Genomic DNA, 14,380 nt, shown 5'->3' on the forward strand with positions numbered 1-14,380 from the left:
CTTTTTTCGTCATCGTTGGATTCCAACTGTAAGTGTATACGAGGCTCACCATTTGTGCAAAACTCAATGTGCTGGAAACTGTATCAGCTTTCTATGCGCCCGCTTTTAGCGGGATTTCGGCTTCTTGTCCAATATCGAGCGCAGTTCCTTAATATCGTCCTCGGACAATGATTCCTCCTGAATGAATTGGACCAGCATCGTCTTCAAGGCTCCGCCGTAAATCCGCTTCAAAAAGGACTCTGTTTCGGCGCGTCGGCACTCCTCCCGCGAATACAGCGGATAAAACGTATACACCCGCTGATTTTGATGAACACCGACTGCTTTTTTCTGGACCAAACGATCCAGCAGAGTGCGAATGGTTTTGGGCTTCCATTCCGTTTGCTCCTGCAGGGCGGCAATCACCTCGTTGGCGGTAATCGGAGATGTTTCCCACAGAACATTCATGACTTCCCATTCTGCTTCCGAGATATTTGGCATCATCATCGACATTTTATCCTCCTTCCGAAATGACGTGGATACATCCTTAATAGATTCCTTTCTCCTTCAAGATAGCCAGCGTGATTTTGGCAGCCGTACTGCCATTGCTGTTATCTCCCTCTTGAATATTGGTTGCAAAGAAATACGTGTTTTCCTTGTGTTCGACATATCCGATGAACCAGCCGTTTTGATTTTCGTTGTTCACTGTGCCAGTACCTGTCTTCCCGAAAAGCAGGTTGCCATTGTTCTCGCCTACTTGAATCGCATCTTTGACTGCTTGAACATGAGTTTCTTCAAATCCCCATTCATTTGTATACATGGCTTTTAACAATTGGACTTGTTCTACGGGAGAGATTTTCAAGGATGATTCCAGCCAATAAGGGGTTGTTCCAGCCGTCAGCTTGGCGTTCCCGTACCCGATCTGCTTCAGATAGGCTTGCCGTTGGTCAGGAGGGATTCTGCGATCAAGCTCCTGAAAGTACCAATTCACTGAACTTTTCATTGCCGTTTTCAAATTCTGATCCATATTCCAGGATTCATACGGGTAGCGAATTCCATCCCATTTGATCGTGGAATGGTTCAGGTCAATCGCATTCGCATTCAACGCGAACAATGATAAAAAGATCTTGAACGTAGAGTCTGGCGAAACCCTTTGGATGCTTTTTTCTTTATTATAGATCTGATATTGATCTGCCTTCATGTCGTAGAGGACAAAGCTTCCTTCATATCCCGCAAAATAATCACTGAAATCCTCGTACAGGGCCCTTTCAGCTTGAAAATGATAGCGCTGATTGTCATCAGCCAGCACGGATACGAGTGGCAGCTGACAAACAACAAGCATGCCCACAAGCATCATAATAACCATTTGATTCCATTTGGACATCCGGGCATCTGTTGGAAAGGAGGCAATTTTTTCAATTCGTTTTTTGATGTGAGCCTTGGAACCATTGAGTTGGCTGGAAAACCGGAAGTTCCTTATTCGCATCTCCCTTTCAACAAAATGAATAATGGTATTCCCGTACTCCGTCTGGCTCTGCTCATCCAGACATTGCAGAACCGCATGGTCGCAGGCTATCTCCCGATCAAGCCGCATTTCTCGAACGGCGATCCAGATCAGGGGATTAAACCAGTACAATACCTGGAAAAACGCCATCAGATAGTTGGTCCAATTGTCTTTATTTTTGAAGTGATACAGCTCGTGCAGGAAGATAAATTGGATTTCCTTCAGTGACAGCCATGCGTCAAGCCGCGGCGGAAGCACGACGCAAGGCTTAAACAGGCCGCACATCATGGGGGTAGCAATCCGCGGGGACTCCCCTACGTGAATCTTTCTCGATATATGCAATTTTTGTTTACACTGTTCAAATAATTGGAGAACCTCTTGATTTTTCAGCTTTCGCATATTGTTTTGCAAGCGTTTTGTCCGATACCAAGCCATGATCATGAAAATCGTCAGCACGGCCATCCCGGCAATCCAAATACTGCCGACGATCGTATCCAGATAGGGCGGCGTAGAGTCTTGAATGGAAATAGTCAGGTCCTGCAGCCAATTGTTATTTTCACTCATGCGTGATCGGGTTTCCATAGACGAATTGACATTTTCCACGAGCTGGTTGCTGGACAAATGGTAGGGGATATCGAAATCAACTAACTGGCGGGGTATGAAAGGAAGCAAAAGTGATATTGGTAAAAATAACCATATGTGATACTGCCATTTTGCCGAAAGCTGTTTGCGAAACACCTTTTTGATCAGCATGATCACGGCTATCGTGAGAGAAGACACCAGCATGCTTATAAGAAATTGATGAAACATGTTATTCTTCCCCCTTCGCTCAAGCTTAGCCAAAAACACAAAGGCAGTACCTTCGTTGATTGATATCTATATGAATTACAATTGTAATAACCTATTATAGCGACTGCATTGCCGTTTAGCAACGCAATGGCACACCTGCTAAAGAAAGGAAGTCTACCTGCATCCGGACATGCGATCGAATCCTTTAGGGTTAAAATGATGGGCGGCCCCGGCGGGCCATCGCCGTGGCTCAGAACGACCACGAGGCGCGAGGCTCACCGTACCCGTAGGGCGACACGGCGTAGCCTTAGGGAGTATGACGCAGCCATATACATTCCTTCTTGGCTTCTCCCTCATGCGTTAGGGGCCTGAGGGAGAAGCCCACAGGAACCTAAAGGGCTTTGTCAGGCGTCTTGCGGCCGGCTAGGGCCTCTGGTTATCGCGTGATTCCTCGACCCCCGGCAGCGGCCATCGGCTGCCGTAACGTCGATAAAAAAAAGCCCCCCGAATAATGCTATCAGAGAGCTTGTATTTTGCAGCATGTATCCTTTTTGGAACTAAACTTCATTGTCCACTGAATTCGGCAGATCGAGTTGATCGCCTGGTCTGCTGATTATTGGCCTCCACGGGACCCACGATATGCTTTGTTTACTTAGCGAATTTGAATATTAAGATCAGTATTGCTGTTATTAAATTTGGCAATCCGACTATGGCTAAATTTATTGCCCATTTTCTTCTGGTTCGTCTATCGTCTTTTGTTTCTAAATTATCGTAGGATCTTATTCTATCTCCATCATTCATTGCGCCAACAAAAATTGCAGAGAGAAGGAGACAAATCACACCGAAGCTCCCTGAGAGTTTAACTATAAGTGATAAATCATTAGCAATCAGAGACCATATCGTGGAAATAATCAGTAATCCCAAACCGATTATTAAAGAACCTTTCATAATATTCCTCCTGAAATTAAGTCATGGCAGATTAAATATCTGCCATGATTTGTTTTACATGTTATTTACGAACTCGAAGTTCCAACTGCTGCCGCCTTTACTCAGCTTGACTGTCATCGTTACTCCCACGGCTCCGTTATCGGTAGTTGAAGGGTACCATGAAGAAGGGGCTGTATAGTTAAATGTATCGGAGGTAGGCTTTTTGGTTTCATTCTGGCCAAATGTGTTGCCGAAATAACTCCACCCTGCCGCACCATATTCTACTACGCGATTTGTTAAGCTATATGTGGAATCGTCTTTTTTCCAGTTCCCATTCACGCTTATAAGCTTGTAATGCAAAGCCCCCCGTGGGTCTTTTACTTTGTCTAAATAAATTGTGGAAGTAGCTTTCACCCCCAAGGTCGAGTCCCAATCAGAGTCAGTCTTAGAGGTATCAGCAAGGACAACAAGCTTTGTAACAGCAACGGTTTCTATTTGTTCTCCCTTATCATTTTTCGCAATTTGCAAAGTTTGCGAAGTTACAAACTCTTCAACAGCGAGTTGCTCTCCTGTTTTTGGGTCAACTAATGTATGTTTGCTTTTCGCTTTTGAGTTCTTTTTAGCCAGTTCGTATAGTGTATTCAGATCAGTTACTTCTTGATTCTTCTGAACAATATTATATCCTTCTAGGTTACGTTCCTGGATGTTATTTGTTTTTGCAAACGAACTACCTGCAGAAAAGGCTGCTACCAAGGACAGGATTGACAAGATAGAAAGTACTTTTCTTTTCATGTACATACCTCCTTTTTTTTCCAGTATATCATTTTATTTTCAGATAGATATTGTTTTTCTTACTTTTGCTACTAGAGTCCTATATGAAAAATTATATTGAACATCGCTGCAAACAGAGCGAAACGTTGCGTTAGGGGCCGGAGGGATTCAGAAGCGCACGGGAACCTCGAGGGCTTTGTCGGGCGCTTGCGTCTCTGGTTATCGGGCGATGCCCCTGACCCCCGGCGGTGGCCATCGGTTACCGCAACGCCCACGCAAAAAAAGCCCTCCTGGATGCACGATCGGAGAGCTTTTCAATCTACACGCTTTCCAATTTTCGGGACCCAAACTTCCTCTGTTGTTAAGGGAAAATAAACCATTAGACTGTTGTTGTACAAAGGAAAAAAGGAACCTTGAAATATAGGCTCCTTTTTGTGATTAAGCATCAAGTTCGTCAATATCAAATTTACGACTTTCACTAGGCGAATATGAAGAGTCCATTTGATTGATAAGGTCAACGAATTGCCCATTCGCTTTCATATAAGTTTAGAATTTAAATCGCTTTCCATCGCTTCCAGTTCATTTTCTACGGTGTAATAGCCCGTAAATTCATCACTTTTTTGGGGATCGTTTTGGAAGTACCGATAGCAAAATCAGGGCACAGCGCGGCTCCCCCCACCTCCGTAACCCCTGTTTTATGAGATTGGCTATTTTTTCTGTGGCCAAATTAGCCGCATCGTCCTCATTTTTTGAATCCTCGGACGCGTGACTAGCCTTCAAATCTTCAAGCAATTGCACGACAACTCCAACAGTCGGGTGTACCAGGAAGAACTCCCTTTCCTTCTCGCCATGATCTGAATTGATTCTATTTCCTGTAATACTCTTCCAATACGGGTCTGGCTTTTTTCACTACGTAACCGCTGCCCCCGCGTCCTTCTACACCTTCCACCATCATGGCAAGCAAGAGCTTTGACTCCGCGGTATCGAAAGTGACCAACCAGCCATTTTCTTGCCCCTTCTGCTCTTTTTTGTTTTTTAGTTCTGCTGTCCCTGTCTTGCCTGCTAGTTCGATGCCTTTTATTTTTGCTCCGTAACCAGTACCACCCGGATGGTTTACGACATCTGCCAGCATGCTTTGGATGAGCTTGGCAGTGTCTGCTGAAATGACGCTGATTCCAGAAGACCCGACAGCGTCCCCCTCTTGATAGTCCAATACGGGAGGGATCAGAACCCCATCATTGAGGAATGGGGTGTATGCCAGAGCAAGATGCAGGGGGGTCATGACGACCTCGCCTTGTCCATATCCGGAGTCAGCCAGCTGGATCTCATTCTTGATGCCGTGATTGCTCAAGCTTGCTTTGGGAAAAGGGTATGTCATATTCGGATTCACGTTGCTGAGAAACTTTCCCGTTTCTTTCAAAAAAGCATCGGCGCCGATTTCCAGCGCTTCCTGGGCGAAGTAGATATTGTCCGAATAGAGAAGGGCTTCCCTCAGATTGACCTTGGGACTGTCCTTCACGCGTGTTACATAATAGCTCCCCCAGCTGCTGTCTTTGCTCCATCGCAAGCCTTTGATTTCCCGGGCTTTTTCAACATAGCTGACACCCAGCTCCAGACCGGCTGCTGCTGTAATCGGTTTAAAAGTAGAGCCGGGAGAGTACAGCTTGGTGAACCGATTCAGAAAAGGCTTATCGGGATTCAAATTCCATGCATCCCACTGTTCGTCAGACATTCCCGTGATGAATGCATTCGGATCGTATGCCGGACTGCTCACCAACGCCAAAATTTCCCCTGTCTTCGGATGAAGCGCAACTGCTGTGCCGGCATCTTCACGGATCGCTTCGTATAACGATATTTGCAAATCCGCGTCTATAGTCAAGCGAACGTCACGCCCGTTGACCGCTGCGGTTTCGGCCAACACTTCCCTTGTCTTGCCCGTCGCATCAACGATCGAGATCCGTTTGCCGTCCCGCCCCCGGAGTATATCCTCATATACCTGTTCCGATCCCGCTCTGCCGATCAAGTCGCCTGGTCCGTACAGGTGGTCCGATCTGCCCGCTATTTCCTCCGCAGTTGCTTCCCGGATGTACCCGCTAAGATGGGCTGCTGCCTCACCCAAAGGATAGACACGGGCTTTTTCCTGCTTTCTCAGGACACCCGGCAAATCGCTATAGTCGATGCTCGCTTGATTTTTACTCAAGTAAGCAATGGGAACGAAAAGATCATCTTTGACCCAGGAAGCCTGCAATTTTCGGTTTATCGCTTCCTGGGTAATCCCCAGCCGCTCGGCAAGAGCTGCTTTTGTTTTCTCAGCATCCTCCCCGAGCTTGCCTGGGACTATTCCGATCATTTCCACGAAGCCGTTAATCGCAATTCCCTGACCATTGCGGTCTTTGATCTCACCGCGGGACGCTTGCAAGGTTTGCACCCTTACCGTGTCGCCATCTTGCATGCCGGGAAAGATATAGGATGGAGTCAGATGTACTCTCCACTCCCCGCCTTCATCCTTTTCCAGCTGAATCTTTCCTTTTGCCTGAATCATTCCGGCAATCGTATCCATCTTGATCTCGTATGGGTAGAGCCTGGTGCTATCCGTCTTTTTGTCGTCGCTTTCCTCCGGTACGGATAAAGGAGTAATCACGATATTGCGGGCCTCTATTCCTTCATAAATTTTGCGAAAACGATTCACAAAATCCTCTTTAGTCACTTCCTTTGCGGTGGAAACCAGCAGCATATCGTACATTTCTTCGTACTGTGCCTTGCGCCAGGCATCCAGATAGCGATTCATAGTGTCTTCAGGATTACTTGACTGTCCCATACATCCTGTCAAAAGTGAGAGTAGCATGCATAGTCCGAACCAAACTGTTTTTTGCATCTATTCCTCTCCTAATGCCGACTATTTTTCCTCCTGCAGCTCGAGTGAGTCGAGCACAACCTTGGCGGCCTTGGCAATCAACGCATTATCGTAGGTTGCATCCTGCTCCGTTCGGCTGGACAACACAGCCATGACAATCGGAGCCTGATTTGGCGGCCAAATAACGGCGATATCGTTCCTCGTCCCGTAGCTTCCAGCTCCAGTCTTGTCGCCGACTGTCCAGCCTTCTGGGACGGCTGCTCGAATCAGCTCATCACCCGTCGTATTCCGTTTCAGCCAATCGATGAGAACGTCTTGCTTCTCTGCAGGGAGCACCCCATCCACGGTAAAAGCCTTGAGTGTTGTAGCCAGTGCTTTTGGCGTGCTGGTGTCACGGATATCTCCAGGGACAGCTTCGTTGAGATCGGTCTCGTATCGCTCCGGCTTTGTAATGTGATCCCCAACCTCTTGCAGTACCGTCTCCAAGCCAGCGGGGCCGCCTAATTCCTTCAGCAAGAGATTCCCGGCCGTGTTATCGCTGTAGCGGATCGCAGCATCGCTGATTTCCCGAAGGGTCATTCCTTTTTCCACATGTTTTTCGGTTACCGGGGAATAGGTGACCAGATCTTCCTTCTTGTATGTGATCACTTTATCCAGTTCGTCGAGCGGCTTTTTAAGAAGCAACGCACCTGCGGCTAAAGGCTTGAATGTAGACGTGTAGGCGAACCTCTCGTCTGGTCGATAGGAAACGGTTCGCCCTGTCTCCGTATCGATGGCGTAAATACCTAGTCGGGCGTCATACTCCTTTTCCAATTGGCCCAACTGTTGGTCTGCATCCACTTCTGAAGCCTCCTGCACCACCGTGGCTGCGGACTGGGCATTTGTATCCGGAGAACCCGAGCACCCCGCTGGCGGATACAGGGAGAGTAACAGCAATGGCATCGCTAATTTTATTTTTTGTGTAAAAATTTTCATGTTGGATAACCTCTTTCTTTGATGTTGTACTTACAGGAAACAGCTTTCGTCATCACCTTCCCATTCTATTTGATTACGTTCGTAGTACAGTATTACATGTGTAGTCAACTGATGTCAACCTCCCCCTTATCGAGACATTGACAGGGCATGACTTTTCACAGTTGTGGTAAGATAGGGTTGACTTTTGGGAACAGAAAAGAGGGAAAACGATGAAAAATCGTGAACGATCTGCACAACTGCATGAACAGGCCATGGAAGTCATTCTGGGCGGCGTCAACAGCCCGTCCCGTTCCTTCAAGGCTGTCGGCGGCGGCGCTCCGGTCTCCATGGAGCGTGCACAGGGCGCTTACTTCTGGGATGTAGACGGCAATCGATACATAGACTATTTGGCGGCATACGGACCGATCATCACGGGTCACGCACATCCGCATGTGACCCAGGCCATTACCGAAGCCGCGGCGAACGGCACGCTGTACGGCACGCCTACCCCTTGGGAAATCAAGTTCGCGACGATGATCCGCGAAGCGATTCCCTCGATGGAGCGCATCCGCTTCAACAACTCAGGAACCGAGGCCGTAATGACCTGCATTCGCGTCGCTCGTGCCTATACCAATCGCGTAAAAGTCATCAAATTCGCGGGCTGCTACCACGGTCACTCTGATCTGGTTCTGGTAGCGGCGGGCTCTGGTCCGTCCACGCTGGGTATCCCGGACAGTGCCGGCATCCCGCAAAGCATCGCCAATGAAGTGATTACCGTTCCGTTCAATGATATCGACGCCTTCGCAGCAGCGATCGAAAAATGGGGCAGCGAGACAGCATGCGTCCTCGTGGAGCCTATCGTCGGCAATTTCGGGATTGTTGAGCCAAATCCCGGTTTTCTGGAGGAAGTAAACCGCCTTACCCATCAAGCCGGGGCATTGGTTGTGTACGACGAAGTCATTACCGCTTTCCGCTTCTGCTACGGCGGCGCACAAAACCTGCTTGGCGTCGAGCCGGATTTGACAGCTTTGGGAAAAATCATTGGCGGCGGTCTGCCGATCGGTGCCTACGGCGGACGCCGGGAGATCATGGAGCAGGTAGCCCCACTCGGCCCTGCTTACCAGGCCGGGACCATGGCAGGCAATCCAGCCTCGATCCGTGCGGGAATCGCTTGCCTGGAGGTTCTGGCGCAGCCTGGCGTCTACGAGGAGTTTGAACGCCTCGGAGCCATGCTGGAACAAGGCATCCGCGCCGCAGCCGAAAAACACGGCGCGCAGATTCAGCTCAACCGCGTCAAAGGCGCTATGGCTGTATACTTTACGGATCAGCCAGTCTACGACTACGACACCGCTCAAAAAGCGGACAGCGAAGTATTCGCCCGCTTCTTCCGCCTTCTGCTCGACGAAGGCATCTGCATTGCACCATCGAAGTATGAAGCATGGTTTATCACGACCGCTCATACCGAACAGGACATCGCAGACACGATTGCGGCAGTCGAACGCTGCTTTGCTGCCTTGTAGTCATCTGGAAAAGATTTCGCCGGTCGGAGAGCTGCTGTTGCGGACATACTAGGAATGTTCGTTTTCCATAATTGCGGTTCCGAGGGGGAGCTTTATGTCTAAAGGCGAAAACACCTATCCAAAAGCACCTGAAAAAACGATGGATCCCAAGATGAGTTCCAAAATGATGGAGGTCGTGGGCTTCCAGAATCCGCGAAAAACCGAACATCACAAAACACAAAATCACGACCGCTAAACCGCAAAGACGGACGTACTCACCATCTGGTAAATGGTGGGATACGTCCTCTTTTTTTATTGATTATTCAAGTGTCCTGATCGACAAAAAACATTTTATTAAAAGGGAAGCGCTTTCAGTCACAAAATTGCCGTTTCACTTTCTTGTGCAGATTCCTTGTTCGTGTTATTCTGGATTCCTACATTATTTAGAAGTTTCAGAATTCTTTTTGTAGGAGGTGGATGGTCAGCTTCGACTGACCGAAATCATGCTAAACAGAGAAAAAAAAGAAACCATGGAAACCTTTCGCAATTTCCACCATATTGAACACGATAGCTGCGGCATCATCTGTATCGTCGAAAAAAGCGGTACGCCGACGCGCCACAACCTCAACGAGACTATTCGCTCTTTGATCCAGATGGAACACCGCTCTGGTTTTATCGATGGCGAAGGTGACGGATGCGGTATCTTGACCGACATCCCTCGTGCACTCTGGGCCGACTATTTGCAAGAAGCAGGTCTGGACAGCGCCTTGAGCGTGGATCCGCGCTTTGCGGTTGCCCATTTGTTCGTCCCTCGCAACGGACACGATCCCCAGCAGGTGCAGCAGCAGATACGCACTCTTTTTGCCCAAAACGACATTGCCATCCTGCTGGAGCGTGAAAATTGTGTAGATTCGCAGGTATTGGGCAATAACGGCAAACGAGATGAGCCGATCTTCTGGCAGCTTGCCCTTTTGGCTCCAGAGGGATTGACGGATGCCGACTATGCCAGCCGCCTGTTTGAGGTTCATACGTCGATCGAATCGGCTTATCATGTCCACGTGGCTTCCTTGAGTCCGTATACAAGCGCCTACAAAGTGATGGGTGCAGCCAATATATTGCCTCTTTACTTCCGTGATTTGGCAGATGAACGCTTCCTCTCCGCAGTAACGATTGGCCACAACCGCTACTCCACCAATACCTTGTCCAACTTTTTCCGCGTTCAACCGTTTTCATTGCTCGGACACAATGGAGAGATCAATACGATCAGCAAGCTGGAGGAAGAAGCCCAGATGCTGGGCGTGCCGCTCGTCGATGGCGGGAGTGATTCGCAGAACCTGAACCGGACGATCGAAACCTTTATCCACCGTTATGGCCTCAGCCTGTTTGAAGCGATGGAAGTGGTGTTCCCGCCGATTCATCATGAAATGAAGCATCTCCCTGCACATCTGCAGGATCTCTATGTCTATCTGCGTCAGGCTTGGGGTCATTTTGCCCAGGGTCCTGCGGGTATCGTCTCCCGTCATGCTGACGAGTGCGTCTTCAGCGTCGATGCGCTCGGTCTGCGTCCGCTCTGGATGGTGGAAGGGCCGACCTCCCTGTACTTCTCTTCTGAGCAAGGCGTCATCCTGGCGAACGAGATGGCAAGTGAGCCCAAATCGCTGGCGCCGGGAGAAAAAGTAGGCGTGCGGCTGCATAAGGGCAAGGATGTCGAAATCATCCTGCATCATCAGCTTCAAGAGACGGTTTACGAGCGTTTTACACAGAAAATCCAGGCAGAAGGAGCCAGTCAGCATCTGCATTATTCCTACAAACTGGAATCTCTGGCTCCCGAGCCTGATGCGGCAGCTCCTACTTCCTCCATCTACAGTGCATTCGGCTGGGATCGCGAGCAGGTGCAATTGGTAGAACAGATGGCTTCCAACGGAGCCGAGCCAATCCGCTCACTGGGTCATGACGGACCGCTTGGCGCTCTTTCCAAAGAGCGGCAAAACTTGGCTGACTACATGAAAGAAAGTGTTGCCGTCGTAACCAATCCGGCCATCGACCGGGACCGTGAGATGGAGCATTTCTCTACTCGCGTCGTGATCGGTTCTCGCGTGCCTTTGTCCAGCCGTGACGGGAGCGGAATGCGGATGGAGCTTCCTTCCCCGCTGCTCATGGAGGGCAAATCCTTGCAGGAAGCCGCGAAAAAACAGGGAACCTACTCGCTGGAGCAAGTCATTCACTATTTCCATAACCATCCGCAAAGCATCGCGATTCTGTCCACGTATTTCACAAAGGAAGACGGCCTTCAGGCAGGTTTGGACAGGCTGCGCGAATCGGCTTTGCATGCAGTGAAAAACGGAGCCATTCTGCTGATTTTGGATGATACGGACACCCATCGCGAAGGGAAATACTGGTTCGACCCGTTGCTTGCCATAAGCACCGTAGATCAAGCGTTGAAAGCGGCATTTGACGAGCAAGGCAGCAGCCTAAGACGCAGGGCAAGCATTCTGTTGCGCAGTGGTGCCATTCGCTCCTTGCACGATCTGGCTCTCTCCATTGGTTCTGGTGCGGACGCGGTATCCCCTTATCTGATGTTTGCGACCGCATTCGCCAAGGACGGAGAAGTATCGGCTGTCAATCTCTACTCCGCCCTGAACAAAGGGCTGGAAAAAGTGACCTCGACCATCGGCATTCACGAGCTGCGCGGGTACGGCAAGCTGTTCTCCTCGATCGGACTGCGCCAGAATGTCGCTCAATCTTTGGGAATCGTCAACTTCTGCGGCTCTGAGGACGCAGGACTTTCCTTCGCGGATCTTGAGGCGGACAGTTGGCAACGCTATCAAGACTACGCCGACGATTCGGCACGCGAGTCCAAGACCTTCCACATCTTCCCGCGCCTGTGGAAAGCAATCGGGCAGATGGCGGCAGGAGATATTCCGTACTCCGACTACGCGCTGAAGGTAGAGGAGAACGAGCGTGAGAATCCGATCTCGATTCGCCACGTCGCCGATTTTGCTTTTGATCAAGCGCAGAAAAAAGCCGACCCGCAGCAGGTAGATTTGAGCGTAGGCAATCACTCCTTGCCGTTCCTCATCTCCTCGATGTCGTTTGGCTCGCAGAACGAGACGGCATTCCGCGCCTATCCGGAAGCGGCAGATCAACTCAACATGATCTGCATGAACGGTGAAGGCGGAGAGATCAAGGATATGCTGGGCCGTTACCGCCATACGCGCGGAATCCAGGTCGCGTCAGGACGTTTTGGGATCAATGTAGAGCTGGCCAACGCCGCCTATCTTCTGGAGATCAAGATCGGGCAAGGCGCGAAGCCGGGCGAAGGCGGTCACCTCCCAGGCTCCAAGGTAACAGCCAAAATTGCGGCTGCCCGTAATGCAACAGTCGGCTCAGACTTGATTTCGCCATCCAACAACCACGACATTTACTCGATTGAAGACTTGGCTCAGATGATTACCGAGCTCAAGACCGCGAATGATAAGGCGAAAATCTGCGTCAAGGTGCCAATCGTGCCCAACATCGGAACCATCGCAGTCGGTGTCGCCAAGGCAGGCGCTGACTTCATCACGCTATCCGGCTTTGACGGCGGTACGGGTGCCGCCCGTGTCCATGCCTTGCAGCACGTCGGTTTGCCTGCGGAGATCGGAGTGAAAGCGGCTCATAACGCCCTCCTGGAAGCAGGCTTGCGCGACAAGGTGGAGCTGTGGGCAGACGGCGGCGTGAGAAGTGCTGCTGATGTGGTGAAATTGATGCTGTTAGGAGCCAACCGAATCGGTTTCGGCACCCTGGCGATGATCGCCGTAGGTTGTACGACCTGCCGCGGCTGCCATCTGGACACCTGCCATGTAGGGATCGCCACCCAGATCGATTCGCTGGAGGAAGCGCATGAAAAAGGCTTGCGCCGATTTGTCCCTCGCCAGACGGACCTGGCTGTATCCGGCCTGAAAACCTTCTTCACCCTGTTTGGCGAAGAGGTGCGCCGCATCACGGCAGAGCTGGGCTTTACCCGCACGCAGGATCTGGTCGGACGCTCCGATCTTTTGGTGCAGACCCGTTTGCAGGAAAAAATCGATCTGACTTCCCTGCTGGCCGTACACCCGCTGTACAAGGCAGGCAGCGTCTCCACAGCGACAGAAGCAGCAGAGGAGCGTGTTCTGGTAGCCGCCGGTTCGGCAACCGCCGTAAGCGATTCCCGCTACTTCAGTCCAGATCGCCCGATCAAGCAGACCTTTACCAGCATCCTGTCGGGAGAGCGTGTACTCGGCAGCCGCTGGGCTGGGGCACGAGTGGAAAATCACCTGGACGGCAGCTATTCCAGCTTGCCGGAGGTATCCCTAGACTTCGTGGCAGGAAGTGTCCCAGGCAATGGGCTGGCAGCCTATAACGTCGCAGGCGTCAATATCCGCGTCGAAGGCGGAGCGCAGGATGGCGTCGGCAAAACCAGCTTCGGCGGTCGGGTCTCCATCCTGAAAGCGAAAGGCTTAAACGGAACCTACGTCAACGGGTCCGTCGGGAAAAGCTTCTGCTACGGTGCGCAAAAAGGCTTGTTCATCGTACAGGGAAATGCCGATTCCCGCGCCTGCATCCGTCTCTCCGGCGCCGATGTGGTATTCGGCGGCGAAATCACCCAGCCGATTCGTGACGAGCTAGGCGGCATCGGGGCTCGCGCCAACCTGAAAGGCTTTGCCTTCGAGTACATGACTAATGGCCGGGCTGTCGTGCTGGGCGATCCAGGCCCTTGGATTTGTGCAGGGATGACCGGCGGAGTGGTCTACGTCAAGCTGAACCCGGAAATGGGCTTTGATAAGGCTGCTTTGGAGCGCCGCATCGCAAAAGGCGCAAAGGTATTCCTCTACCAGCTGGATGAGCAGGGTCAAAACGATGTAGCAGAGCTGCTCGGCGCTTACAAGGAAGAGCTCCTCGCCACAGAACAGTACGAGACTGCAAGCCGCGTCCAGCAATGGATTGACGATGCTGCGTCCCACTTCATCATGATCACGCCGAAGAAAGAACAGGCTGATCCGTCTGTGTCGACTGAGTAAGAATAGGATAAAAGAAAACAGCGGCGGACTAGGACGTGAAAGTGTCCTGGACTGCCGCTGTTTTTGC

At 50.6% G+C, this 14,380-nt stretch carries 9 protein-coding genes; 3 read left to right on the forward strand and 6 right to left on the reverse strand.

The window, feature by feature from the left end:
• Window positions 1–105: 105 nt before the first annotated feature.
• The 6 genes from blaI to bla all read right to left on the reverse strand — a co-directional run bounded on the left by blaI (window position 106) and on the right by bla (window position 7,796).
• Window positions 106–489 carry a penicillinase repressor BlaI gene (gene blaI, locus T458_RS37535; protein WP_023556173.1) on the reverse strand — a complete coding sequence of 128 codons (384 nt, stop codon included), beginning with the start codon at window positions 487–489 and terminating at the stop codon, window positions 106–108.
• A gap of 34 nt (window positions 490–523) precedes the next feature.
• Window positions 524–2,290 carry a BlaR1 family beta-lactam sensor/signal transducer gene (locus T458_RS37540; protein WP_023556174.1) on the reverse strand — a complete coding sequence of 589 codons (1,767 nt, stop codon included), beginning with the start codon at window positions 2,288–2,290 and terminating at the stop codon, window positions 524–526.
• 627 nt (window positions 2,291–2,917) lie between these two features.
• On the reverse strand, window positions 2,918–3,217 hold the full coding sequence (locus tag T458_RS0128645) for a DUF5316 domain-containing protein (protein ID WP_023556175.1): 300 nt from the start codon (window positions 3,215–3,217) through the stop codon (window positions 2,918–2,920).
• Between the two features lie 54 nt (window positions 3,218–3,271).
• The gene (locus T458_RS37545) at window positions 3,272–3,988 is read right to left on the reverse strand and encodes a hypothetical protein (RefSeq protein WP_023556176.1); all 717 of its coding nucleotides are present in this window, start codon (window positions 3,986–3,988) and stop codon (window positions 3,272–3,274) included.
• An 844-nt stretch (window positions 3,989–4,832) separates the two neighbouring features.
• Window positions 4,833–6,842 (reverse strand): penicillin-binding transpeptidase domain-containing protein, encoded by a 2,010-nt coding sequence (locus T458_RS37555; RefSeq protein WP_035316080.1) that lies wholly within the window; start codon window positions 6,840–6,842, stop codon window positions 4,833–4,835.
• Between the two features lie 21 nt (window positions 6,843–6,863).
• The gene (gene bla, locus T458_RS37560) at window positions 6,864–7,796 is read right to left on the reverse strand and encodes a class A beta-lactamase (RefSeq protein WP_023556179.1); all 933 of its coding nucleotides are present in this window, start codon (window positions 7,794–7,796) and stop codon (window positions 6,864–6,866) included.
• Between the two features lie 209 nt (window positions 7,797–8,005).
• On the opposite strand from bla, the gene T458_RS37565 reads away from it, so the two are divergent.
• The 3 genes from T458_RS37565 (at window position 8,006) to T458_RS37570 (ending at window position 14,313) form a co-directional block, all read left to right on the forward strand.
• Window positions 8,006–9,295 (forward strand): glutamate-1-semialdehyde 2,1-aminomutase, encoded by a 1,290-nt coding sequence (locus T458_RS37565; protein WP_023556180.1) that lies wholly within the window; start codon window positions 8,006–8,008, stop codon window positions 9,293–9,295.
• A 94-nt stretch (window positions 9,296–9,389) separates the two neighbouring features.
• Window positions 9,390–9,530: a hypothetical protein gene (locus T458_RS57145; protein ID WP_023556181.1), complete on the forward strand. Its 141-nt coding sequence runs from the start codon at window positions 9,390–9,392 to the stop codon at window positions 9,528–9,530.
• Between the two features lie 274 nt (window positions 9,531–9,804).
• Entirely contained in the window at window positions 9,805–14,313 is a 4,509-nt protein-coding gene (locus T458_RS37570; protein WP_031305583.1) for a glutamate synthase-related protein, read from the forward strand.
• The last annotated feature ends 67 nt before the right edge of the window (window positions 14,314–14,380 follow it).

Origin of the sequence: Brevibacillus panacihumi W25 (genome assembly GCF_000503775.1) — a bacterium.
GTDB lineage: Bacteria > Bacillota > Bacilli > Brevibacillales > Brevibacillaceae > Brevibacillus > Brevibacillus panacihumi_A.